The sequence below is a fragment of the Rhodococcus sp. NPDC057297 genome, assembly GCF_042667435.1.
In the GTDB taxonomy this organism is placed as follows: domain Bacteria; phylum Actinomycetota; class Actinomycetes; order Mycobacteriales; family Mycobacteriaceae; genus Rhodococcoides.
In genome coordinates this window covers 588,636-610,937 of the sequence record NZ_JBHUZE010000002.1, presented here as the reverse complement: position 1 = coordinate 610,937, position 22,302 = coordinate 588,636, and the positions used below count along the sequence as shown (strand labels likewise).

General features: G+C 64.5%; 24 protein-coding genes. 8 read left to right on the top strand and 16 right to left on the bottom strand.

The window, feature by feature from the left end; genetic code table 11:
• Nucleotides 1-9: 9 nt before the first annotated feature.
• The 4 genes from ACFULT_RS08835 to ACFULT_RS08820 are packed head-to-tail and all read right to left on the bottom strand — an operon-like array spanning nucleotide 10 to nucleotide 3,176.
• Nucleotides 10-333 (bottom strand): putative quinol monooxygenase, encoded by a 324-nt coding sequence (locus ACFULT_RS08835; protein WP_037113637.1) that lies wholly within the window; start codon nucleotides 331-333, stop codon nucleotides 10-12.
• A gap of 24 nt (nucleotides 334-357) precedes the next feature.
• The gene (locus ACFULT_RS08830; RefSeq protein ID WP_378481362.1) at nucleotides 358-1,383 is read right to left on the bottom strand and encodes an NAD(P)-dependent alcohol dehydrogenase; all 1,026 of its coding nucleotides are present in this window, start codon (nucleotides 1,381-1,383) and stop codon (nucleotides 358-360) included.
• A gap of 30 nt (nucleotides 1,384-1,413) precedes the next feature.
• On the bottom strand, nucleotides 1,414-2,121 hold the full coding sequence (locus tag ACFULT_RS08825) for an iron-sulfur cluster assembly protein (RefSeq protein WP_378481251.1): 708 nt from the start codon (nucleotides 2,119-2,121) through the stop codon (nucleotides 1,414-1,416).
• A 2-nt stretch (nucleotides 2,122-2,123) separates the two neighbouring features.
• The gene (locus tag ACFULT_RS08820) at nucleotides 2,124-3,176 is read right to left on the bottom strand and encodes an amidohydrolase family protein (RefSeq protein ID WP_378481250.1); all 1,053 of its coding nucleotides are present in this window, start codon (nucleotides 3,174-3,176) and stop codon (nucleotides 2,124-2,126) included.
• 177 nt (nucleotides 3,177-3,353) lie between these two features.
• Here ACFULT_RS08820 and ACFULT_RS08815 point away from each other — a divergent pair, with 177 nt between their 5' ends.
• Nucleotides 3,354-4,808: a GAF domain-containing protein gene (locus tag ACFULT_RS08815; RefSeq protein ID WP_094719234.1), complete on the top strand. Its 1,455-nt coding sequence runs from the start codon at nucleotides 3,354-3,356 to the stop codon at nucleotides 4,806-4,808.
• A 19-nt stretch (nucleotides 4,809-4,827) separates the two neighbouring features.
• On the opposite strand, the gene ACFULT_RS08810 is transcribed toward ACFULT_RS08815, so the two are convergent.
• The 4 genes from ACFULT_RS08810 to ACFULT_RS08795 form a co-directional block, all read right to left on the bottom strand.
• Nucleotides 4,828-6,003, bottom strand: a complete 1,176-nt coding sequence (locus tag ACFULT_RS08810) for a 4-hydroxybenzoate 3-monooxygenase (RefSeq protein WP_378481249.1) — start codon at nucleotides 6,001-6,003, stop codon at nucleotides 4,828-4,830.
• Between the two features lie 59 nt (nucleotides 6,004-6,062).
• The gene (locus ACFULT_RS08805; RefSeq protein ID WP_378481248.1) at nucleotides 6,063-6,815 is read right to left on the bottom strand and encodes an IclR family transcriptional regulator; all 753 of its coding nucleotides are present in this window, start codon (nucleotides 6,813-6,815) and stop codon (nucleotides 6,063-6,065) included.
• A gap of 128 nt (nucleotides 6,816-6,943) precedes the next feature.
• Nucleotides 6,944-8,002: an FUSC family protein gene (locus ACFULT_RS08800; RefSeq protein ID WP_378481247.1), complete on the bottom strand. Its 1,059-nt coding sequence runs from the start codon at nucleotides 8,000-8,002 to the stop codon at nucleotides 6,944-6,946.
• A 17-nt stretch (nucleotides 8,003-8,019) separates the two neighbouring features.
• On the bottom strand, nucleotides 8,020-8,757 hold the full coding sequence (locus ACFULT_RS08795; RefSeq protein WP_378481246.1) for a GntR family transcriptional regulator: 738 nt from the start codon (nucleotides 8,755-8,757) through the stop codon (nucleotides 8,020-8,022).
• Nucleotides 8,758-8,852: 95 nt separating this feature from the next.
• On the opposite strand from ACFULT_RS08795, the gene ACFULT_RS08790 reads away from it, so the two are divergent.
• Nucleotides 8,853-9,644, top strand: coding sequence for a sugar phosphate isomerase/epimerase family protein (locus tag ACFULT_RS08790; RefSeq protein WP_378481245.1), 792 nt, complete (start codon nucleotides 8,853-8,855; stop codon nucleotides 9,642-9,644).
• Nucleotides 9,645-9,810: 166 nt separating this feature from the next.
• Nucleotides 9,811-10,983, top strand: coding sequence for a diguanylate cyclase (locus ACFULT_RS08785; protein ID WP_037113684.1), 1,173 nt, complete (start codon nucleotides 9,811-9,813; stop codon nucleotides 10,981-10,983).
• 14 nt (nucleotides 10,984-10,997) lie between these two features.
• Here the strand turns inward: ACFULT_RS08785 and ACFULT_RS08780 are convergent, their stop codons facing one another.
• Nucleotides 10,998-11,804: a hypothetical protein gene (locus ACFULT_RS08780; RefSeq protein WP_378481244.1), complete on the bottom strand. Its 807-nt coding sequence runs from the start codon at nucleotides 11,802-11,804 to the stop codon at nucleotides 10,998-11,000.
• A 260-nt stretch (nucleotides 11,805-12,064) separates the two neighbouring features.
• On the opposite strand from ACFULT_RS08780, the gene ACFULT_RS08775 reads away from it, so the two are divergent.
• Complete coding sequence (locus ACFULT_RS08775; protein WP_378481243.1) at nucleotides 12,065-13,147, top strand: Rv1355c family protein; 1,083 nt, start codon at nucleotides 12,065-12,067, stop codon at nucleotides 13,145-13,147.
• A gap of 11 nt (nucleotides 13,148-13,158) precedes the next feature.
• Here the strand turns inward: ACFULT_RS08775 and thiD are convergent, their stop codons facing one another.
• Nucleotides 13,159-13,950, bottom strand: a complete 792-nt coding sequence (gene thiD, locus ACFULT_RS08770; RefSeq protein ID WP_037113686.1) for a bifunctional hydroxymethylpyrimidine kinase/phosphomethylpyrimidine kinase — start codon at nucleotides 13,948-13,950, stop codon at nucleotides 13,159-13,161.
• A 97-nt stretch (nucleotides 13,951-14,047) separates the two neighbouring features.
• On the opposite strand from thiD, the gene ACFULT_RS08765 reads away from it, so the two are divergent.
• Nucleotides 14,048-14,731: a DedA family protein gene (locus ACFULT_RS08765; RefSeq protein ID WP_094719258.1), complete on the top strand. Its 684-nt coding sequence runs from the start codon at nucleotides 14,048-14,050 to the stop codon at nucleotides 14,729-14,731.
• A gap of 4 nt (nucleotides 14,732-14,735) precedes the next feature.
• Here ACFULT_RS08765 and dapA read toward each other — a convergent pair whose 3' ends face one another.
• Nucleotides 14,736-15,614 (bottom strand): 4-hydroxy-tetrahydrodipicolinate synthase, encoded by an 879-nt coding sequence (gene dapA / locus ACFULT_RS08760; protein ID WP_206539380.1) that lies wholly within the window; start codon nucleotides 15,612-15,614, stop codon nucleotides 14,736-14,738.
• Nucleotides 15,615-15,717: 103 nt separating this feature from the next.
• Here dapA and glsA point away from each other — a divergent pair, with 103 nt between their 5' ends.
• Nucleotides 15,718-16,908: a glutaminase A gene (gene glsA, locus ACFULT_RS08755; RefSeq protein WP_378481242.1), complete on the top strand. Its 1,191-nt coding sequence runs from the start codon at nucleotides 15,718-15,720 to the stop codon at nucleotides 16,906-16,908.
• Nucleotide 16,909: 1 nt separating this feature from the next.
• Here the strand turns inward: glsA and ACFULT_RS08750 are convergent, their stop codons facing one another.
• The 4 genes from ACFULT_RS08750 to ACFULT_RS08735 form a co-directional block, all read right to left on the bottom strand.
• The gene (locus ACFULT_RS08750; RefSeq protein ID WP_037113692.1) at nucleotides 16,910-17,845 is read right to left on the bottom strand and encodes a sensor domain-containing diguanylate cyclase; all 936 of its coding nucleotides are present in this window, start codon (nucleotides 17,843-17,845) and stop codon (nucleotides 16,910-16,912) included.
• A gap of 95 nt (nucleotides 17,846-17,940) precedes the next feature.
• Nucleotides 17,941-18,552, bottom strand: coding sequence for a CoA pyrophosphatase (locus ACFULT_RS08745; RefSeq protein WP_037113694.1), 612 nt, complete (start codon nucleotides 18,550-18,552; stop codon nucleotides 17,941-17,943).
• Nucleotides 18,553-18,561: 9 nt separating this feature from the next.
• Nucleotides 18,562-19,533 carry an arabinofuranosidase gene (locus ACFULT_RS08740; RefSeq protein ID WP_037113696.1) on the bottom strand — a complete coding sequence of 324 codons (972 nt, stop codon included), beginning with the start codon at nucleotides 19,531-19,533 and terminating at the stop codon, nucleotides 18,562-18,564.
• A 136-nt stretch (nucleotides 19,534-19,669) separates the two neighbouring features.
• Nucleotides 19,670-19,807, bottom strand: a complete 138-nt coding sequence (locus ACFULT_RS08735) for a hypothetical protein (protein WP_170945137.1) — start codon at nucleotides 19,805-19,807, stop codon at nucleotides 19,670-19,672.
• Between the two features lie 128 nt (nucleotides 19,808-19,935).
• On the opposite strand from ACFULT_RS08735, the gene ACFULT_RS08730 reads away from it, so the two are divergent.
• The gene (locus ACFULT_RS08730; RefSeq protein ID WP_378481241.1) at nucleotides 19,936-20,712 is read left to right on the top strand and encodes an SDR family NAD(P)-dependent oxidoreductase; all 777 of its coding nucleotides are present in this window, start codon (nucleotides 19,936-19,938) and stop codon (nucleotides 20,710-20,712) included.
• A 17-nt stretch (nucleotides 20,713-20,729) separates the two neighbouring features.
• On the opposite strand, the gene ACFULT_RS08725 is transcribed toward ACFULT_RS08730, so the two are convergent.
• Complete coding sequence (locus ACFULT_RS08725; RefSeq protein ID WP_378481240.1) at nucleotides 20,730-21,305, bottom strand: dihydrofolate reductase family protein; 576 nt, start codon at nucleotides 21,303-21,305, stop codon at nucleotides 20,730-20,732.
• 244 nt (nucleotides 21,306-21,549) lie between these two features.
• On the opposite strand from ACFULT_RS08725, the gene ACFULT_RS08720 reads away from it, so the two are divergent.
• On the top strand, nucleotides 21,550-22,185 hold the full coding sequence (locus tag ACFULT_RS08720) for a hypothetical protein (protein ID WP_378481239.1): 636 nt from the start codon (nucleotides 21,550-21,552) through the stop codon (nucleotides 22,183-22,185).
• The last annotated feature ends 117 nt before the right edge of the window (nucleotides 22,186-22,302 follow it).

The window sequence follows — 22,302 nt, the reverse complement described above, 5'->3', positions numbered from 1 at the left end:
AGGGTTCGGTCAGCCGACCTTCATTTCCCCCATCTCGCCCCAGCCGGTGGCGTCGATGGTCTCGCTGATGATCTTCGGAGTGGAGGCGAGTCCCTTCGGCAGTTCTTCGACGGCCTTCTTGAAGTGATCGCTATTCACGTGCGCTCCACCTGCGTCACCGTCGCGGAATGCCTCGACGAGGACGTAGACGTTCGGCTCTTCCAGGCTGCGTGACCATTCGAACCACAGATTGCCTTCCTCGGCGCGTGTTGCTGCGGTGAACTCGGCCACGTGCTCCGGCCAGCGCTCGGTCCAGTCGGGCTTGGTCTCGAACTTGACGACGATGAAGATCATGAAAGCTCCTATACGGTGACGAGATCAGGGTGTGAGGATCGCACGGCCGCGGATGGCCCCGGCATCGAGATCGTCGATGGCACTTTGGAAGTCGTCGAGCGCGTACTTCGCGGTGTGCAACACCACCGATCCCCGAGCAGCCAAGGCCATCAGGTCGCACAGGTCGTTGTAGGACCCCACCAGGTTACCGATGATGTTGATCTCGGAGGACACGATGTCGATGGTGGGGACGTCGATGTTCTCGCCGTATCCGACGACGTAGTAGTTGCCGGCGCCGCGCAGCATCTCCACGCCTTCCTTCGTCGCGCCGCCTTCGCCGACGAAATCGATGACGGCTTCTCCGCCGTTGCCGTTCGTGAGTTCCAGTACCTGGTCGATGTGGGTGCCGTCGGCGACGATGCCGTGATCGGCCCCGATGGACGTGGCCAGTTCGACTGCCGCCTTGTTGCGGTCGACGACGACAATTTCCGCGGCCGTCAGCGATTTCAGTACCTGAATACCGATGTGTCCCAGGCCTCCCGCACCGATGACGACCACCTTGTCACGTGGTGTCAGGTGCTTCGACGCCTTGGCTGCCGCGTGATACGCCGTCAGGCCTGCGTCGGCGAGGGCCGCGACGTCGGCGGGTTCGAGCGCGTCGTCGATCTTGACGACGCTTCGCGCGGACGTCTTCAGGTACTCGGCGTATCCACCGTTGGTGTCGATGCCGGGGAACTGATTGAACTCGCAGTGCACGTCGTCCCCGGATCGGCAGGCGCGGCACAGTCCGCACGTGATCAGCGGGTGGACGATCACCTTGTCGCCTTCGGCGACGTTGGTGACGGCGGACCCGACCGCGTGCACCCATCCCGCGTTCTCGTGACCGATCGTGTACGGCAGCTGTACGTTCGATTTCTCTGCCCACTGCCCTTCCAGGATGTGCAGGTCGGTTCGGCACACCCCGGCGCCGCCGATCTTCACGATGACGTCGAAAGGTCCTGTGGGCGTTGGAATCGGGAGCTCGGTCATCCTCAGTTTGTCGTGGTATCCCACAACCTGTACAGCTCTCATCGTGCTCATGTTCTCGTCCTTAACGGGGTTTCAAGCGTTGACAGTGGTGCGATCGGGGTCGTCGTAGCGGGTCCGAAGCAACCCTCGGCAGAAGTGCGCGTTGCCGTCGATCGAGATGCGCGTCGACCGTGCACGTCGCAATGCAAGCGGTACGTCGATCTGGGCATAGTCGTTTCCCTCGTGATCGACCATCACAATGCTGTCCGGAGTCGTCGGCAGTCCGATGGTGCTTCGTCGCCGCAGCAGTGCGTGTGTCGTCTCGTCGTCGGGCAGCTCACCCAGCAGCACAGTGCCCATCTCACGCATGTCTCGTGACGGATCCCTCCGCAGAAGCGCCGTCAAGCACCGCTCCATCGCCGCGACGTGGGCCTTCCGCTGGAAGGTCGTCCGGAGCTCGTCCAGATCGTCTTCTGCTTCATGCGCGAACGTACCGCGGTAGCCCGCATCGGCGGCGAGCCCGGCGTTGATGATCGCCGAATCGTGGTGATCGTCGAGTTCGACGGTCACCTGCGCGGTCCACTCGAGCGTCGTCAGAACATCTTTCGCATCCGATGCCATCAGATACGCGAAGTTGGGCGCGCAGAACGACGTCGGAAGCCGCAAGTGCACCACTACGTCACCCTCGCCCGACACGGTGACCGACTGTACGAAATCGAGATCGGTGATGGGCTGGTCGAGCTCGGGATCGACGACCGCCCCAAGCGCCTCCAGCGCCGCGGCTTCTCTGATGTCCGGCACGGTTACGCACCAACCAGGTGCTCGTCGGCGGCCTGTTCTGCGCCGCGAGGTCCGGTCTCCGTCTCGTCGGCATCGGCAAGACGGAGATCCTCCGGGACCGGAATGTCGTACATCTTCGCGGCGTTCAGGCCGAGGATCTTCTTCTTCTGGTCCAGGGTGATCTGTGGATACTCGCTCAACTCGTCGGGGATCTGGAAGTCGACGAATGTCTCGATCAGCCACCTCGGAGTCCACAGGGCGTAGTCGGAGGAGAACTGGATGCGATCTTCGCCGAGCCAGTACAGAAGTTCTCCGATGATCTGAGCGAAGTACTTCGGCCTGGTGTGCATGAAGGGCATGGCGACGGCGAGTCCGGCATGCACGTTCGGTTCCTGGGTGGCGATCCAGCAGAAGTCTTCGAGGCGAGGCAGTCCGCAGTGTTCGACGACGAAGTTCAGATCGGTGAAGTCGGTCGCGATGTGGTCGACATCGGCGACGTCGAAGGCGTCGCGGTCGAGCGGCCTGATCGTCGGGCCCTTGTGGACGTGGATATTGGTGATCCCGAGTTCACGGCATACCTCGAGGTAGCGGCGAGTCCAGTCGTCGTCGAGCTTGTATCCGCGGGAATCACCGTTCCACTCGGCGGTGTAGAGCTTCACGCCTTTCAAGCCGAATCGCTCGGCATCGGCCCGCAGCTGATCGAGGCCCGCCTCGCCGTTGCGAGGGTCGAAATTGTGGTTGTACGTCAAGATGTCGGAATGCTTCTGGGTCAGCGCCCACGCTTCTTCGGTCTGACCGAATCCGTTCACGTAGAACTCGCCGAGATGAGCCGGCTGAAAAATCGCGTGGTCGACGTAACCGTCGATGAACAGGTCTTTGATCAGGCGTTCGCCGCCCTGGTAGAGGTACTCGTCGTACGTCCAGAGCTCGGATTCCGGTGACAGGTTGCGGTGGTAGTCGTAGAAGCAGTCGATGAACTGCTTGCCGTGGATGTTGCGCTGGTTCTCCCTGCGCGCATCCCACAACGCCACGTGCGCGTCGACGATGAAGAAGCTGTCGTCACCCTTTTTGTACATGTCGAATTCCTTCCGTCGTGTGACTGGCGCCACAGTTCGTAGTTCGACGGTAGGTCCGATCGCCCCGGCTGCCGAGGCCCTGGCTGTCTCAATCTGAGACGTCGCATCGCCGTTCTCTTATGTAATCTGGATCACACGCATCGGAGACGGTGCGCACTCCCGACCACGAGGACTTCGGTGATCGACGACCACCCCGCCCTGAACCGCCGCGACGACGTACCGGACACCCTGGTGCCCGTTCGTCTACGTGCGTCGTGGTTGCGTAGTGAGCGGTACGGCATCTCGATCGACGCCGTGGAGCCGGTGTTCGCGGGCACCGAAACGCCGGAATCCCTGTTCCACGAGTGCGGCAACGAGGTACTCGTCGATCTGCACCGAACGTTGTCCAGCGAACCCGTCGGCATGATGCTGACGGACGCCGACGGTGTTGTCCTGAGCAGGGTCAGCGGCGATCATGCTCTGCTGCGTGCACTCGACGCGGTGCATCTTGCTCCCGGCTTCGGTTACTCCGAGCGGGAGGTGGGCACCAACGGTCTCGGTCTGGCGCTCGCCGACATCGCACCCACCCTCGTCAGAGCCGAGCAGCACTACTCGCACAGTCTGACCGGTTTCACCTGTGCCGCTGCACCGGTCGTCGACCCTGCCACGGGCAGGCTGGAAGGCGCAGTGAACCTGACGACATGGGCGCGAACGTCGAGTGATCTGCTGCTGACGCTCGCCAGGTCGGCGGCCAGCACCATCCGCACGTCGATGCTGGCACGCGGTACGGGGAACACGCCGCGTCCGACGACGCGGCGCGGCCTCTTCAGGGTCGTGCACGCCGCGGGCCGCGCCGTCGCAGACCTCGGTTCCGAGTGGACGACGGCACTGGCCGAGGCACGATCCGCGATGGACGACGGCATGGCCGTCGCCGCGATCGGCAGGGCGAGCAGCGGACGTTCGACGCTGCTCGAACAATCCGCTCGAGCAGCGTTTCCTCGGCACCGCATCCTCGTCGCATCCGCACCGGAACCGGACGATCTGCAGACCTGGCTCGACCTGTGGTCGTTCGAAGCCGGTCGACCGGACACCGCAATCGTCGTCCGGGACGTCGACGCCCTGCCCGCATACGCCGCCGAGCATCTCGACGGCCTGCTGTTCGCATCCGACGTACTGCGCATGCCTGTTTCGATGACGGCCGAACGGCTCGAGTCGGTGCCGACGGCTCTCCGCAGGCGCGTCCGATCGGTCGTCTCCGTCGCGGCCCTTCAGGACCGTCCCGACGACGTCCTCCCCCTCGCCCGGCACTTCGCCCGCGAGATGCGCGGCCGCGACGTTCAGTTCACGGACGCAGCGGAACGCGCTTTACGTAACTACGACTGGCCGCACGACGTCGCCGAACTGAAGTCGACGATCACTCGGGCGGTCGGGCGTTCCGATGTTGTCGACACACACGTACTACCCACCGAAATCCTGGCCGGCCCCATACGTCGACTGTCCAGCATCGAGGCCTTCGAGCGCGGCGAAATCGTGCGCCTTCTCTCCACCGGCCCGATGACGATGCAGCAGGCCGCCGAACGCCTCGGAATGAGCAGGGCAACTCTGTATCGCAAAATCGCCTACTACAAAATCGACGTGAAAAGTTCTCGCTGATCGGCATTCGTTGTCGTCGTCAGAACCCTATGGGCAGTCCGGCGTAGTTCTCCGCCAGGCCGGTGGCGCCTGCTTCGCTCGACGCCACCCAGCGCAGCTGGGACAGTTGCAGTTGGGCGTCGAACGGGTCCTCGCTGGTGTGCAGCATCGTCGTCATCCACCAGGAGAAGTGGGTGCAGCGCCAGACTCTGCGTAAGGCATTGTCGCTGTATGCCGCTGCTGCCTCTTCGTTGTTCTTGCGCAACAGGGCCACGAGCGCCGGTGCGAGCAGTGCGACGTCGGCGACGGCAAGGTTGAGACCTTTGGCACCGGTCGGTGGGACGATGTGCGCCGCATCGCCGGCGAGGAAGAGATTTCCGTGCCGCATCGGAGTCTGAACGTAACTGCGCATCGGCAGGACGCTCTTCTCGGTGATGGGCCCTGGCTTCAGCTCCCATCCGTTCTGGCCGTGACCGAGCCTGGTGGCCAACGAATCCCATATCCGCTCGTCGGACCAGGTGTTCACGTCGGTTCCATTGGGAACCTGCAGGTACAACCGGCTGACGGTGTCCGAGCGCATCGAGTGCATCGCGAATCCGTCCCGGTGCCAGGCGTAGATCAGTTCGTCGGTCGACGGGGCCACGTCGGCCAGGACGCCGAGCCATGAATAGGGGTACGTCCGTTCCCAGGTCTGCCGAACCAGGTCTGGCATCGCCGCCCGACTCGGGCCGAACGACCCGTCGCATCCGGCGATCACCGCCGCGTCGACGCGCACCTCCGTCCCGGAAGCATCGGTGAATGTGACGTACGGAGAGTCGGATTCGACGTCGTGCAGCGCGGTGTCGGATACTTCGTAGTAGATCTGCTGACCCGCTGCTTCGCGGGCAGCGACCAGATCCTTCGTCACCTCGGTCTGGCCGTACACCCAGACGCTGCGGCCCACGAGGTCGGTGAAGTCCATGTGGTGACGCTCCTCCGGCCACTGGAGGTAGATGCCCCGGTGTTCCTGCCCTTCGGCATGCAACCGGGCGCCGAGGCCGATGTCGTCGAGCAGTCGAACCGTCGAGTGCTCGAGAATTCCGGCGCGGATACGCGAGAGTACGTATTTCTGACTCCGCGTCTCCACGATGACCGACTCGACGCCCTGCTCGGCGAGCAGGTGGGACAAGAGCAGACCGGCCGGGCCTGCACCGATGATGGCTACCTCTGTACGCATGCCGATCAGTAGACATCGTGATCGATACCACAACAAGCATTGTTTTCCGCTGAGTGAAATCAGTCCGGGAAGCTTCGTCGAATACCCTGCGCAGCCACCTGAAGAGCCGCAACCAATTTCGTCCGGTCTCGGCCCAGATCGGGAACCACGATGCCCAGCGCGGCGATCACGTCGCCGTCGACGCGCTGGACCGGGACTGCTACCGAGCACGCGCCGAGCGTCATTTCCTCCACGGTGCGGGCGAACCCGTCGCGGCGCACTCGCCGCAACTCCCCTCGAAGCGTGCCGGGCTGCGTCACCGTGTATGGCGTTGCCCTGGTCAATGACGCCAGGACGCGATCCTGCACCTCCTCGGGCGCGTAGGCGAGCAGCACTTTTCCGACGCCGGTGGTGTGCAACGGAAGCCGAGCACCGATCCGACTCACAGCAGGCACCGACGCGTGCCCGGCGAGCCGATCGAGGTACAGCACCTGATCACCGTCGCGGACGGCGAGGTGGACCGTCGCCAGGGTTGCTCCGTAGATGTCGTGCAGAAACGGCGACGCGATCTCACGAAGATCGGCTTGCACGGGGGCGCGCATGCCCAACTTCCACAAGCGTTGCCCAACGACGTACCGACCCTTTTCGGTACGCACCAGTGCACCCCAGTCGACCAGCTCGCCGACGAGGCGGTGCGCAGTCGCAGGTGCCAACCCCGTTGCGGCGGCGATGTCGGTGAGCGTGAGGGCTGCTCGATCTCCTTCGAAGGCTGCGAGAACCGCGAGAAGGCGGGCAGACACGGATTGCCCAGGATTTCTCGTGTTGCCCGCCACCCCGCACCTCCGTCGACGACTCTGTCGCGGTGTAGGAACCGCTGCCGATCTCGTCGAGAAGTGTAGCTTTTTCAGGCTTCCACCCCAGGACCGATCGAGCGCCCGAGTCCCCCGGTGGCGGGAGACCCTCACTGCTCACCGAGTCGATACAGCGTGGCGTCGATGGCATCGACGGCGACGACGATGGTCGATATCGCGGCTGTGTCGGCGCCTGCATCGGAAAGACCCTGGTGCACAACCTCACTCAACCGCATGGCCTCAGGCAGATGTTTTCCGAGCATGCGCGAGTACGGACTGTGGTGACGCGCCGGGTCGTTGCCCAGTTCGTCCAACGCGTCGGCGACGATGTCGAGTAGGTCCGCGACATCATCTCGCAGCCCGTCGCTGGAGTCCTCGAACCTGCTGGACAGTCCTTCCACTCCGACGACGACCGCCGCCAGCGAGATCAGCGTTCGGTCGAGTGTGCTCGCCGCGGGCCGATAGATGCGATCGCCGCCGACCCGGCTCCACGCGCGGCGGCGCACGTTGCCACGCAAACTGTCCCTGCCTCGATCGAGCGCTGCCGTGACTCCCGAGGCTTTGAACAATTCCCACAGCTCGGTCCGGAGTTCGCGGTGTACTCGAGCCCCGTCCCGCACCGCGAGTGCCAGGTTCCGCAGCAGCTCGGCCTGGCCTCTGGATCGTACGACGATGAGGTCACGTGCCTCGGAAAGGAATTCGGGGGGCACGACGACGGCGTTGACCGCGAGACCGACGATGGCACCGAGCGCGACGTCACCGATGCGGTACAGCACCATCACTTCGTCTGTCGCCGTTCCGTACAGGAGAACCAGGAGAGCGGTGATGGCGACCCACATGCCATCCGGCGCAAACACTCTCATCCTGCCGACGACCGTTCCGACGGCCACCGCTGCAGCCAGAGCGGCCACCGTCGGGAGTACGCTCCCGGCCGCCGCCGCGATCGCGACGCCGACGGTGACGACCGCTACTTGGCGGACGGCCGCAGTCCCACTTGCCCGCACGGTCACACCGATCATGAACAGCGCGGTGTACGGCGCGAGGAAGCTTTGCGGACTCCCGATGACGCGATCGGCCAACCACCACGCTGCGATCGCTGCGATCGTCGACTTCGTGGCCGCGACGATCCACGGCCGCCCTACGGAACGGAAAATTGCTGTACCCGACACAGTCGGGTGCTACCCCGCTACGCGGGGCCCCGAAACTCCGCTGCCCACGCCTGCGCAGACGGCGAGCCGTCGGCGAGTTCAGTCTCGATCGTTCGAACGAAACTGCGCGAGTTCTCGTCGTGCATCACGCGCAGGACAGCTTCTGGATCACCGGCGACGACGAGATCGAACAGTCGTCGGTGCCGTTCCGCTCGTTCGACGAGCGTCTCGTCGGCCGCCCGCGCCGAGCGGTTCATGCTCATGCACAGTTGCAACTGGATGGACAAAGACCGATAGGACTCGTCCAGGCGACGATGACCTGCGAGTGCCACCAGCGCAGCGTGAAACCGGTAGGAATCCTCGACGGCCACATCTTCTCGGCCCGAGGCCGCGTGCGTCGTCATGATTTCGAGCGTCTCGCGCAACGCAGCGAGTGCGGATTCCGAATTCACGGGAACGCCCAGACGTACGGCCATCGCCTCCAAATTCTCTCGCAGAGTGACGATTTCGTAGACGTCCTGCATAGTGAGGGGAGTCACCACTGCACCCACGCGCGGAGTCTGGACCAGCAGCCCCTCCTGCTCCAGGATGCGCATCGCTTCCCGAAGCGGTGGCCGACTGACTCCGAGTTCGCCCGTCAATCTGTTCTCGACGACGCGATCGCCCGGACGGAGCTCGCCGCGGAGAATCTTCGACCGAAGTGCGTCGGCAGCCAGTGCGGTGAGGCTGGGCGGGTCCGAGACGAGCCGGCCTGCGCGCGGAAGTGGTTTGCTCATATGAGGCGTTACGGTACCGCGCTCGCGACACGACCCGGTTCCACACACTTGATTAGGTTAACCTCTCATTGTCTACAGAAATCGGAGGTCGATCGATGATCGCGCTGTCCACCGGACGCGGACCACTCGAACCTGGTTTCGAGTTCGCGGCCGCCGCAGGTGTCTTCGCCTTGGAACTCGCGTGCCAGGAGCCCGAGAACAAGCCGCGCACTTTCGACGACACGCGCATCGCGACCGTCCGCGGACTCGTCGAGTCCTTCGGCATGAGATGTGTCGTGCACTCCGCGTCGGCGGTCAACTCCGCAGAAACCGATCCAACCGTCCGGCCCGCCGTCGTCGCCCACTTGCTCGAGTACATCGATCTCACCGACCGCCTCGGGCTCGACACCTTGATCGTGCACGCCGGCTATCACTTCGGACTCGGTCTCGACGAGCCGCTCGACGCCCTGGCGCTAACTCTCGGCGAGGTCGCCGGCCGGGCGCACGACCGCGGAATCACGATGGTCCTCGAGAACATGAACGTTCTTCCGTTCGAGGCCGAGATTCGCTACCTGGGATGCACGGCCGAGGAAGTTCTGGCAATTCTCGACTCCGTCGATTCGCCTGCACTGAAGGCATGCCTCGATGTGGGTCACGCCCATCTGCTCCCGGGCGGTGTCTCCCAGTTCGTCGACGTACTCGGGCCGCGCGTCGCCTACGTTCAGCTCACCGACAACGACGGCGTCGTCGACGATCACCTGGCGCTCGGACGGGGCACCCTGGACGTTGTCGGCACGTTCGACCTCCTCGACCGCGCCGGCTACGACGGGCTGATCGGCATCGAACTGCACGATCCCACCGAGCGGATGGACAGCCTCCACCACCTCAGGTCGCTCGGCCTGATGTAGCTCCTGCAAACGACGGGCAAACGGACTCACGCTCACGAAAGATCGTTCGACCACAAGATTTCCGACCAGAAGGTCGGTTCTGGCGTACTTCGGGATCGTCTACATCCGTGATCATGGGCGCTATGCTGGCCGGGACCTGTCCCTTTCCGACCCGAGGCACTGACCTATGAGCGTGTTGACGCGCCGAGCCGGTGTAGAGCCGCAGCGCTTGACCGCGCGGTTCGACACGCGCACGGCGATGGTGATCGCCAGCGCTACCGGCGCGCTGCCTCTCCTCGCCATCGCAATGATCTCGCCCACGTTCCTGAAGCCAGGGGCATTCCCGCTCCTGTGCGCGATCGTGGGCTTCACGGCGCTCACCGTTGTCGTTGCGCTGAAGATCGGTCGCCTGACCGATGTTCAGTTCGCGATACTCGGCAGTGGTGGCATGGTCGGAGTCGCGATCTCCGCGTACCTCATCGCCGATCCGTCGGGCACTCGGGCAGTGACGTCGATGTTGGCGGTCGTCCCCGCCATCGCCGCTGCCGGGTCACCGCCGAAGATCACCGCCGCGGTCACCGCCGGATCAGTTGTTCTCGCGACGTGGCTGTCGTCGATCACACTGTCCGATTCCGGAGTGGCCGTCACCGTCGTCGCCGTCGGAGCTGCCGCGACGACCGTTCTTGTCCCTGTCGTACTGATCGCCGCTCTACGGCGCTCGCTCCTGGCAGTCAACGGTCGCCTGAGCGTGCTGGCGAACACCGACCCGCTGACCCGCCTGTTGAACCGCCGGGGAATGCTGTCGCAGGTCGAGGCCCTCCTGGACAAGGCATGCACCAGCCGCGGTCGGATATGGGCCTACGTCGTGGACATCGACCACTTCAAATCCGTCAACGACACACTCGGCCACGCCGCCGGAGATCGGGTTCTCGTCACCATCGCCGAAGCGCTTCGCCACGCGACCGCTCGAACCGGCTCGCAGGAGGCCATCGTCTCGCGCATCGGTGGTGAGGAATTTCTGATCCTCACCGAACTGCAACCACGTACGCCGCTCGAAAGCGCGATCCTCGACAGCGTTCGCGCGGAATGCGAGGTCACAGTCAGCGTGGGCTCGGTGACGGTGGACGTGCGTGCCGCCCTCGATCCCCGGCTCAATTTCGGTGCCACGAGCGAGAGCTCGCACGTCGAACACGTCGTGGACACCATCATGCACGCCGCGGACAACGCGCTGTACGACGCGAAGTCCAGCGGGCGTGACCAATCCGCACATGCAGGTGCTGTCCTGGTCACCTGGGAAGCGCACACTCCCGAACAACGAAGTGACCTGGCAGCCGAGGTCGCACGACGCGCGATGCCGTGACAAGAAGCGAGTATTCAGGCCACAGCCGACGACTCGAGCGGGCCGCACAGAGCGTGCGCGTCCCGGACCATGTCCTCCCACACCGCCGGCTGAGCTTCACGCGAGAACGTCTCGCGGTCCCACCACATCAGGCGGGTCCGGTACTGCTCGCTCGGGTACGCCGCCGCAGGCACGTCGACGTCGATGCGGCCACCCGACGACTCCCACTGACGAAGAACATGGTCGGCCGCGCTGGCGAACAAGTAGCGACTTCCGGTCAACTCGATGGTCGGCAGTGCCGTGCGCGCGAGCAAGGCAGAGACCTCTCGCCCCGGACTGCCCTTGCCCACCCAGGCGCTTTTCATCTCGACGATTCCGTAGGGCAGCCGAGTCCGGAGTTGCCCGGCGACAACGTCGAGTCCGGGCGAGTTCTCCCATTCGACGAGCACGTGCGACTGTTCGATGAGGGTGTACGGTCCTTGCGCGCGCACTCCGCCGAGCATGTCACCGGACGAGTCGAGGACGACGTAGAAGAGTGTGGTCGTCGCGCCGGACGCGACCTCATCGATGTCCAGCGCCCGGGTCACCCCGTGCCGCGAGTACGACGACCAGGCGCCGTCGACGTATCGGTCCCACAGTTCGGGCGCGGCCGCAGGAGTTGCGACCACCAGTTCCATCGTGCCGTCGCTCGTCACGCTCGATCGCGGTCCGAAGGACGACCCGAGCATGGTGTTTGCCGTTGTCAGGCGGGGCCTGATGCCGCGGATGTCTCGGCCCTTGTACTGAACGGCCGAGTGGTGGACGGCGGATGTGCGTGCAGATCCTGTCGTGTGTGCAACCACGTCTTAACTCCTTGAGAACGGTCCAGATCCCCGAATGGAACCGGACGAGGGCACTGCCGGACGGCAGTCCACTCATTCTTCCTGGTAGTTGGGGTCGTTTGCCCAGCTAGTAACTCCGATGACCTGCAGAAAGCCCGCAGGTGATGAGATCGCACACACGCGAGCAGGCCGCTTTCCAGATTTGCGGTTGAATCTTTGTGTCAGGTCACGACCACGATCGATGCCGCTCGCCACAGCGTCCGGGGCGGTGTTCCGCTACCTTGACGGCAGCGGCAGGACTTCCGGCCGCATCGGACGAAACATCGAAGAACGAGGGTGACGTGGCAGAGCACGTTGTGTTGAATGTGGCCGAAACGAGCGGCCGCGAAGCGTACGAAGAGATTGCCACGCAGAGCGGAATCCATGTCTTCGACACCAGTGTCACACAACGTAAATCGCTCGGCGAGCTTCGTCCGACACCGGGGGCGGACGTGCTCGAGGAACCTCTGTGGTGGGTGCACTACCCGTGGCGTCACGCGCTGGTTCGGGTCCTCGGTCCCGCTGCATTCCGGTTGCTCCGGTTGGATCGGAACCGAAACAAGATCACAGCGTCGGAGCAGAACGCTCTGTCCGAACTGCGGGTGGGTGTGGTCGGACTGAGCGTCGGTCACGCCGTCGCGCACACCCTTGCCATCGAAGGCCTGTGCGGTGAACTACGTCTCGCGGACTTCGACGAACTCGACCTGTCCAACCTCAACCGAGTCCCGGCGTCGCTCTTCGATTTGGACGTCAACAAGAGTGTCGTCGCATCCCGTCGAATCGCAGAGCTCGACCCGTACCTGTCGGTGGTCGAGTTCCAGGACGGATTGACGCCCGAGACGATCGACTCGTTCCTGGACGGCCTCGACATCGTCATCGACGAATGCGATTCTCTCGACGCGAAATTGACGCTTCGCGAGAACGCGCGTCGCCGAGGCATACCGGTGATCATGGAGACCAGCGACGGCGGGATACTCGATGTCGAGAGGTTCGACGTCGAGCCGGATCGTCCCCTGCTCCACGGCTTGCTGGGCGACCTCGACGCTTCTGCTCTCCGCGACATCACACCGGAGCAGAAGGCACCGCTGGCAGCACGAATCCTCGATCCCGCCAAGCTCACTCCGCGGATGCTCGCGTCGGTGCCTGAGATCGGCAAGACGTTGTCGACGTGGCCTCAGCTCGGGAGCGACGTCGCGCTCGGTGGAGCGTCCGTTGCGGCCGTCGTCCGATCCTTCGGCCTCGGAAACCCACCGAGCTCGGGCCGAGTCCGCATCAACCTCGATGCGCACATCGCGGCGATCGAGGACCTACGCACCGAGGCGTGAGAGGGCGCCCCTCAGCTGTGCCAGTCCACGGCGGTGAACGGCGCCTCGGTGGTGATTCGGCCTGCGATGCCCGCATGAGCGAACTCCTTGGCCGCGGACACTGCGTCGGCGACGTCGGTGCCCTTGGCGAGTTCCGCGGTGATGGCGGCGGCGAACACGCATCCAGCGCCGGACACCCGCTCGTTACCGATCTTCGGCGCTCGTAGCACCGTGATGTCGGTTCCGTCGAAGAACACGTCGACGGCCTCGTCACCGGGCAGACCGGCGCCGCCCTTGACCGCGACGTAGCGCGGGCCGAGATCGGCAATACGTCGAGCTGCCTCCGCGAGGTCGTCGACCGTCTCCAGCGACTCCATTCCGGACAGCGTCTGCGCTTCGAAGAGGTTGGGGGTGACGACGGTGGCGAGCGGGAGAATTTCGCTGCGCAGCGCGTTGTCGGTGTCCAAAGCAGCGCCCGGCTCCTGGCCCTTGCAGATCAGCACCGGGTCGACGACGACGTGCCGCCACGGCTGCTGCTTCAGCGATGACGCGACGGTCGCCACGGTTTCCGGAGTCCCGAGCATTCCGATCTTCACGACATCGAGAGCATGTGCGGACGTGGCCGCCTCGATCTGGTCGGCGATGACCTGGCCGGCGATCGGGACGAATCGGTGGCCCCACCCTGCCTTGGGATCGAAGGACACGATGCATGTGATCGTCCCGACACCGTAGACACCCAGTTTTTCGAACGTCTTGAGGTCGGCTTGCAGTCCGGCACCTCCGGTCGCTTCCGAGCCTGCGATGACGTACGCGATCTTCGACATGCGGCCATTATTGCGGAGGACCCGATGCCCACTCGAATCGGACGTGGGCCGTCGCCGTCGCCGCCGGCCTTTTGTCCGATTCGATACAGTCGATGCAATGAACGACGCGTACCTTGCCGCAACCAGCACCGATCTCGGCGGAATCGCCGGGTGGGCAGTCGGCTTGATGGAGACCATCGGCGGACCGGGGGCAGGCATCGCCGTCGCCGCGGAGAACTTCTTCCCACCGTTGCCCAGCGAGATCATCCTTCCGCTGGCCGGCTTCACCGCGTCACGCGGCGGAATGTCCCTTGTCGAAGCTCTGTTCTGGACCACCGCGGGATCCGTCGTGGGCGCACTGGTTCTGTACTGGCTGGGTATGAAGCTGGGCCGGGATCGGATGTACTCGATCGTCGATCGGATTCCGTTCGTCGACACCGGTGACCTCGCCAAGGCCGAGGACTGGTTCACACGACACGGCCGCTCGGCGGTGTTCTTCGGCCGGATGATTCCCGTCGTTCGATCCGGCATCTCCATACCCGCGGGCGTGTCCCGAATGCCGTTGGCCCAGTTCACCCTCTACACGACGCTCGGAAGCCTGCTCTGGAACTCGATCTTCGTCCTCGCCGGATTCTTCCTCGGCGAGAACTGGCACTACGTCGAGACCTACGCGTCGATTTTCCAGTACGTCGCCATCGGCGCCGCAGTCCTCCTCGTCGGATGGTTCGTGACGAAGAAGATCCGGGCACGAAGGTCCACCGAGCAATCGACCGGTACGGTCACCGATCGACCCGAAGGGTGAGCGCTCAGTCCAGCAGTTCGGCGGTGCGCAGCGCCGCGCGCACGTCCTCGTGATGCCACTCGTCGAGCTCGACGAGCGGCAGGCGGATACCTCCGGCCATCAGACCCATTTCTGCCAGCGCCCACTTGACTGGAATCGGGTTGGGCTCGGCGAAGAGGGCGCTGTGCAGCCCCGCGAGCGTCGCGTCGATCTCCGACGCCAACTCCGCGTCCCCGGCCAACGCGGCGGCACACATGCGGGCCATCGCAGCAGGGGCGACGTTGGCAGTGACGGAGATGTTGCCGTGGAAGCCTGCGAGCATGCTGGCGCGGGCAGTGCCGTCGTCGCCGGAGTAGAGCGCAAAGTCGTCCAGCTCGAGCGCGACGAGGTCACGAACACGATCGAGATCTCCGGCAGCTTCCTTCAATCCCACGATGTTCGGAACCTCGGCGAGCCGGGCAACCGTCGACGGCAGCATGTCGCAACCGGTCCGGGACGGGACGTTGTAGAGGTACTGCGGGATGTCGACGGCCTCGGCGATCGCGCGGAAGTGCCGGTACAGGCCCTCCTGCGGCGGCTTGACGTAGTAGGGCGTCACCAGCAGTGCACCGTCGGCACCCGCTGCGAGCGCGGACTTGGTCAGGTGGATGGCCTCGGACGTCGAGTTGGCCCCGGTACCCGCGATGACGGGCACACGACCGGCCACGACGCCGATGGTCCGCCGAATCACCTCGGTGTGCTCGGACACCGACAACGTCGATGCCTCGCCACTGGTTCCGACCGACACGATCGCGGACGTGCCCTCCGCCACCTGCCGTTCCACCAGGGCGTCGAGCGCGGAGAAGTCGACTTCGCCCGAGGTCTTCATCGGGGTGACAATTGCTACGACGCTGCCGGTGATCACGCTTCTGACGCCTTCCGTCATGTGTTCGAATTCCGCTCGGAATCGTAGACGAACATGGTGAATGGCCGAGAACAGGCACGCTGATGGTCGTCTACGGTGAGGTGTGGAATCTCCGATCTCGAACTATCTCCGCACCGTTCTCGACGAGTGTCGCGGATCCGACGGTGGATCGATCCCGCAGGGCAACGCGGAACTCGCGCGGGCGGACACCGAATTGTTCGGCATCGCACTCGCCACCGTCGGCGGCTCGGTCTACACCGCCGGTGACGCGGAGTACGAGTTCTCGGTCCAGTCGATCGCGAAGACGCTCGCTTATGCTCTTGCCCTCGACGACCGTGGTCGTGACGCGATGGCCGAGATCGTGGACACCGAACCGTCCGGTGACTCGTTCAACGAGATCTCGCTGGAACCCGAGACGGGCAGGCCACGCAATGCGTTGATCAACGCTGGCGCACTTGCGGTTCATTCGATGATCGAGGGGACGTCCTCGGAGGATCGAGCCGAACGAGTCCGGTTGCTGCACAGCCGACTTGCCGGCCGAGAGCTCACAATCGACGCCGCGGTGCACGAAGCAGAGTTGGCGGCCGACGATCGCAACACCGGAATCGCGCACCTGTTGAAAGCAGTAGGAGTCCTCGGGGCCGACCCTGCCGAGGTGGTCGACGGATATGCCCGCCAGTGCGCGATCTCCGTCAATTGCCGTGACCTGGCTACGATCGCGGCGGTCATGGCAAACGGCGGAATCAGCCCCGAGACCGGAGAACGACTGCTCGACACCCGGCACAACCGGCACGTGCTGTCGGTGATGGCGACGTGCGGAATGTACGACGGCACCGGAAGTTGGATATCGACGGTCGGGATCCCGGCGAAGAGCGGGGTGGCAGGCGCGATCATCGGAGTCCTCCCCGGGCAGGTCGGTATCGCTGTCGTGTCACCGAACCTGAACGAGCACGGCAACAGCGTGCGCGGAGTGGCGGTGTTCGAACGACTGTCGCGGGATCTCGAACTGCACATGATGCACGTCTCTCCGACCGGCGACTCGGCTGTCCGGACCACTGCCGACGGTGACGACGAGGCGACCGTCGAGTTGCAGGGCGACCTCCGCTTCGCCGGAGCCGAGTCGATTCTGGTCGCACTCTCTCGGACGACAGCGCGTGCACTGGTACTCGACTTCGAACACGTCCGGGCAATCGACGATGCAGCCCGGTCACTTCTGCAGCATGCCGTGGACCGACTGCGCGAGGAGAACCGTGACGTGACGGTCAGAGATCCGCAGAGTCTGATGTCGGCCTGATCTATTTGGGACGGCTTTTGGTCTTGGCCGCGTACATCTGCTGATCCGCCCTCGCCACGAGGGCCGCGCAGTCCTCGTCGGCAAGACGTTCGACGGCGCCGACGCTGACCGCCAGGGTCAACAACCTGCCGTTCCACGCGACGGGCTCACCCGTCAGCGTGCGGTCGAGCACAACGCAGAGGGCAGCGAGCGACGGTTCGGGTGAGGACTGCGGAAGCGCGACGACGAACTCGTCCCCTGCGAATCGGCCCGCGACAGCCCCGCTGGGCAACCACTCTCGCAATCGAAGCGCGACGGCTTCCAGGAGGCTGTCACCGGCACTGTGACCGTGCGTGTCGTTGACGATCTTGAGGTTGTCGACGTCGATGAACGCCAAGGTCACCGCTCGATCGTCAGCAATCCAACTGCTGAGGTGATCGAGAAACACTGCGCGCCTGGACAGTCCGGTCAAGTCGTCTCTCTCGGCTCGACTCCGCCACACGTGGGCGTCGTGCACCACCGGGTTGACCAGATCCATGCACACGATGAAGACCTTGTGCCCTGCCAGCACGCCGACTCCCACATGCATCCAGCAGGAGACGATCACGCCGTCTTTACGACGCAGTTGCCGCAGGGCCCTTCTCGGTTCGGTGCGTCCGTTGACGTCCACCGCCGACGACACGATGTCCAGCGCCATTCGGCGGGCCGACACCCGCTCGGAATCCGGAATGAAGTCGGTGACGGGCGCGCCGGTGAGGTCGCCGGCGTCGTACCCGAGCAGCTCACGACATTCACCGTTCGCGGCGACGATCACCGAATCCAGACTGTGCACCACGACGGCGATAGGGAGCTGAGCGACCACTGCTTCTATCGCGACGACCTCGTCCTCGGTAAAGCCTCGGACGTCCGACCGACGGGTCGGTGCACCACCGAGTCCCGCCCCGCTCGTACCGCCCATCGAAACCCGCCCCGCCGCCGTGTCCAGTGAACAGCCGTCAACACTACAGAGCGAACCGGTCCACGGCAGACGAACAGCACGCTTGGATGACGCCGTCACCGCCAAGCGAACACGGGTTGCTCGAAGTCCACGACCCGGGTGTGCCGGCGGTGCAGGACGACTTCTCTGAACTGATGCACGATGGCACCCGTCGGCGCATGGACCAGCGAAGTGCGGAACGGCCACTGGACCACGGGCCTGTCGGATTCCTCGATGGACACGAATCGTGGGTCCACATCGATCTCGGCGGCATCGACCTCGTAGACGGTGGCAACTTCACCCGGGTCGGCCGTCATCGTCGACAACGTGTCTCCGACCCACACCACGAACGGAGTGATGACGTATCCGGACCGGGTGCCGTAATCGTCGAGGCGTCCGAGGATGTCCGACGGTTCGGCCGACAATCCGACTTCCTCGGCCAACTCCCGCAGACACGCCTGCGGCGCGGTCTCATCCGGGTCGAGGCTGCCGCCGGGCAGCGCGAACTGCCCTGGGTGCGCACGGAGCTTCGAGGGCCTCTTCGTCAGAATCATCCGGCGGTCGCCTGCCTGGCCGCCGATCGCGACAGCCACGGCCGCTCGCCTACCGTCGACGCGCAGTTCCCGAGGTTCGAAGTCTGCGAGTGCGGCCTCCATGGCGTCGCGTTCGAGTCTCGATTCTTCGGCCATCGATGAAGCCTAGCCAGGTTCGGTCAGCACACCGACGTGACGTACCGTGCCGGACAGCCCTGGTACTTCCTGCCTGGGACTCCACGTCAGAAGTCCGTCCGCGCTGTCGGAGTAGTAGTACTTCCCCTCGGTATAGGCGTCGAAGTAGATTCGCCAGTGTCCGTTCGGCAGCTGGACGACGGCGGGGCCTTCGACCAGTGCACCCCAGTCCCCCGGCGGAACGAACGTATACGGCCCGGCGAGAGTAGGCGCTACCGCGTGTTCGAGCACCTTGTCGGTCTCGTTCTTCGTGAACGCGTGATAGACCCCTCCTAGTTCGACCACGGTCGTATCGATGCGATCGGCACCCAGGCCTGCGATGGGAAGCGGAAAGCTCCACTGCGTCAACGACTGATCGAGCGCGGTCATCAGGTACGGGACGAATCCGCCTCCTGTCGACAGGGAGACGATGAGGTTGACCCGGTCCCCGTCGACGAACCACTCCGGTGCCCACGCCTTCGTGGTGAACGGCGAGAGGGAAGGTCCGTCCGAAGACCCGGCAGACCCCGTCAGTCCGGGAGGACCTGCCGAGCCCGTGCCGTCTCCGGTGCCCGGCAGGAACGCGCAACACAACGGGACGGGATAGTTGCCCATGGGCGTCCAGTCGACGCGATTGCCACTGCGCGCGAAGCCGATGTTCGCTCCGCCTCCCGTCGTGTATGCGACGTAGTACTGGCCGTCGGAATGCCGGAAGATGCTGGGGTCACGGATCAGCCCGGACGGCGGCCGAAACGCGCCTTCACGAACTGTCCTGAAGGTGCTGCCGTCCGTGGACTCGTACACATCCATGTCGCGGTCGCTGGATGCACTGAAGCCGACGACGGTGTATCGAAGACCGCCTGGCTGCGCACCACCGATGCCCGCCCCGGCCACCGTCAGACCCAGGACCAGACAGAGGACTGTCCACAGAGCGGCAGGACGTACACGCGCAGTCGGCTTCACCGTCAGGAGTATCCACGTAGTCGTGCGTCGGGGAGCCAGTTCTGCACGGACCTTGTCGATCGTTACAACAAAAAAGTGCGTTTACAACGACTGTTGCCGTTGTAAACGCACCGAAAGCGTTGTGAGGAGCGGGCGGTTACACCGTCACCGGGACGTCGTCGAACGCGTCCAGAAGATCTGCCCGTACCAGGAACGAATACGCACCCGCGCCCGACGGTTCGTTCTGAACCAGCACCAATCCGTCGTCTCGAACGTCGCCGATGGTCACGACCACCGTGCTCTCCCCCGCTGTGAACTTAGCTCTGTCTCCAATTTGCACGAGGACCTAGGTACCCGCTCGCAGTACGTCCAAACCCCACCGTGAACTCGAAAGTCGAGGCCGACGCTCGATACAGTGCACCCATGCGCACACCTGCCTATACGAACGTCCTGGTCACCGGCGCGTCCGGAGGAATCGGCAGGGCCACGGCGCGAGCTTTCGCGGCAGCTGGACATCGGGTGGCCGTGCACTGTTCGACGGCAGTCGACGCTGCGGCGCACACCGTCGAACTCCTCGACGGCACCGGACACGTCACCGTCACGGGTGATCTCTCCTCGCCGACGGGTGGGCCGGGGATCGTCGACGAGGCAATCGACCGTCTCGGAAGTGTGGACGTGCTGATCAACAACGCCGCCGTCGGGCCGACCGAAACGAACCGGCACCCCATCACCGAGGGGTCGTTCGAGGAGTGGGAGTCGGCCTGGCGAGCGATAATGCAGGTCAACCTCATCGGTGCAGCCCATACGACATGGGCCTTTGCCCGCCACCTCATCGACAGGGGCACACCAGGTGCACTCGTCTCGGTCGGTTCCCGGGGCGCGCTCAAAGGCGAGCCGGACTACCCGGCGTACGGTGCAAGCAAGGCCGGACTGCATGCGTTCAGCCAATCGATGGCGGTAGCGCTTGCACCGCACGCTATCTCGGTCACCGCCGTCGCGCCCGGGTTCGTGTCCAGCGAACGCCAGGCGGCCAAACTGGCCGGAGAACTCGGCGACGACATCCGTCGCCAGAGCCCGTTCGGTCGAGTGGGCACACCGGAGGAGATAGCGTCGACGATCGTCTTCCTCGCGTCACCCGAAGCCGCCTGGTGCAGTGGCACGGTGGTCGACGTCAACGGCGCGTCGTACCTACATCCGTGAGTGCACGGATGGAATGGTCATCGCACCACGTCGTAGACGACCTTGACGACGCCGTTGGAGTACGCCGCGGATTCGCGGAGAACGAGACGCTGCTCCGGGCGTGAGTCGTGGCCGAAAAGATTTTTGCCGGACCCGAGGACGACGGGGAACACCAGCAGGTTGTAGCGGTCGATGAGTCCGGCGTCCGCCAGGCTGCGGGCGAGTTCGCCGCTGCCGTGGATGAAGATGGCTCCCCCGTCGGATTCCTTGAGAGCCGCGACGTCCTCGGCCGATCGCAGGATGGTCGTCTCGCCCCAGCCGTCGACCAGAGCTGTGTCGTCGAGGGTCGTCGACACGACGTACTTGGGTAGGTCCTTGTAGCTCGCGTGGTCCTCGGACCCGACCCAGACCGGCGCGAAGACCTCGTAGCTGCGGCGGCCGAACATCAGCGCCGTCGTCTCCTGCAGTTCCTCGCCCTTCAGCGAGAACGCCTCGGGGACGAATTCGGTGCGCATCACCCAACCGCCGCTGTGGTGTCCTTCCGCTTCGCCGCCAGGCGAATCCAGCACGCCGTCGACCGACATGAAACCCGTCCACACCAATTCACGTGCCATCCGATTTCCCCAGTTCTCGTTCGTCGTGTGTTCTTCCGCGAGGCACCCTGTCACTCCCCGCCGGATCACTGTACAAACCGGACACCCATTCCAGAAGTGCCGAGTGGAACGTGAACGGCAGAAAAATCTACGCGTCGTGACCGATGTTCCGCAGCGTGTCCCTCGCGCATGATCGTGTTCGAACACCCTGCACACCCTGCCGAAAACCGCAACGGCACCCTCACACCGGAGAGCGAGAATCCACATGTCCGAGCCGAAGAACCTCAATCCGCTCTCCATTTTCACCGGCTTCATTCCCTGGATCGCGTTCACCCTGGTCGCGCAGAGAATGGCGGCAAACGGCGTCGCCTGGAGCGCACTGCTGGCCGCGGCCATCGGTCTGGTGTTCGTCGTCCGAGGCCGGCGCACGGGCAACCCCACGATGATGGACATGTACTCGCTGGTCCTCTTCTCGCTGATCGCCGTCGTCGGCTTCGTCGGCGGCGAGAACGTCGACAACTGGCTCTTCGAGTGGGGCCGGCCGCTCGTCGGCGTCGTACTCGGCCTCATCCTGCTGGCCACGGCGTCCACGCGCCCATTCACCGCCGAGTACGCGAAACGGTCTACTCCGCAGGAGTACTGGACCTCGCCGCTGTTCCGGCGCATCAACTTCGTCCTGTCCGCCACCTGGGGCGTAGCGATCACCGTGATGGGCGCCGCGTCCGTACTCGTCACCGCTCTCGACGCGCACGCCACCGGAACCGACAGCCCGTATCTGATCGACTTCTTCCTCAACTGGGCAGTACCGATCGTCTTGATCGTCATCATGGTGCACGTGACCAACACATACCCGGACAAAGCAAGCGCCCAGGCCGCCGCCAGCCTCGGCGACGCCGCCTGAGCGACGGGAACGTGAAGACCCGATGCCGTGACGGCACCGGGTCTTCCTCGTTCACAGGAACCTTCCAGCCGAGAGCCAGGGTCCTCACCGGATCGACGCCCACTATTGAACCTACTG

Bases quoted from the DNA above. Each gene is read 5' to 3' on its own strand.
- ACFULT_RS08830 (WP_378481362.1), bottom strand. From the start codon at position 1,383: ATGAGAGCTGTACAGGTTGTGGGATACCACGACAAACTGAGGATGACC.
- ACFULT_RS08820 (WP_378481250.1), bottom strand. From the start codon at position 3,176: ATGTACAAAAAGGGTGACGACAGCTTCTTCATCGTCGACGCGCACGTG.
- ACFULT_RS08790 (WP_378481245.1), top strand. From the start codon at position 8,853: ATGATCGCGCTGTCCACCGGACGCGGACCACTCGAACCTGGTTTCGAG.
- ACFULT_RS08785 (WP_037113684.1), top strand. From the start codon at position 9,811: ATGAGCGTGTTGACGCGCCGAGCCGGTGTAGAGCCGCAGCGCTTGACC.
- ACFULT_RS08835 (WP_037113637.1), bottom strand. From the start codon at position 333: ATGATCTTCATCGTCGTCAAGTTCGAGACCAAGCCCGACTGGACCGAG.
- ACFULT_RS08730 (WP_378481241.1), top strand. From the start codon at position 19,936: ATGCGCACACCTGCCTATACGAACGTCCTGGTCACCGGCGCGTCCGGA.
- thiD (WP_037113686.1), bottom strand. From the start codon at position 13,950: ATGTCGAAGATCGCGTACGTCATCGCAGGCTCGGAAGCGACCGGAGGT.
- ACFULT_RS08750 (WP_037113692.1), bottom strand. From the start codon at position 17,845: ATGGGCGGTACGAGCGGGGCGGGACTCGGTGGTGCACCGACCCGTCGG.
- ACFULT_RS08725 (WP_378481240.1), bottom strand. From the start codon at position 21,305: ATGGCACGTGAATTGGTGTGGACGGGTTTCATGTCGGTCGACGGCGTG.
- ACFULT_RS08745 (WP_037113694.1), bottom strand. From the start codon at position 18,552: ATGGCCGAAGAATCGAGACTCGAACGCGACGCCATGGAGGCCGCACTC.
- ACFULT_RS08795 (WP_378481246.1), bottom strand. From the start codon at position 8,757: ATGAGCAAACCACTTCCGCGCGCAGGCCGGCTCGTCTCGGACCCGCCC.
- ACFULT_RS08810 (WP_378481249.1), bottom strand. From the start codon at position 6,003: ATGCGTACAGAGGTAGCCATCATCGGTGCAGGCCCGGCCGGTCTGCTC.
- ACFULT_RS08720 (WP_378481239.1), top strand. From the start codon at position 21,550: ATGTCCGAGCCGAAGAACCTCAATCCGCTCTCCATTTTCACCGGCTTC.
- ACFULT_RS08765 (WP_094719258.1), top strand. From the start codon at position 14,048: ATGAACGACGCGTACCTTGCCGCAACCAGCACCGATCTCGGCGGAATC.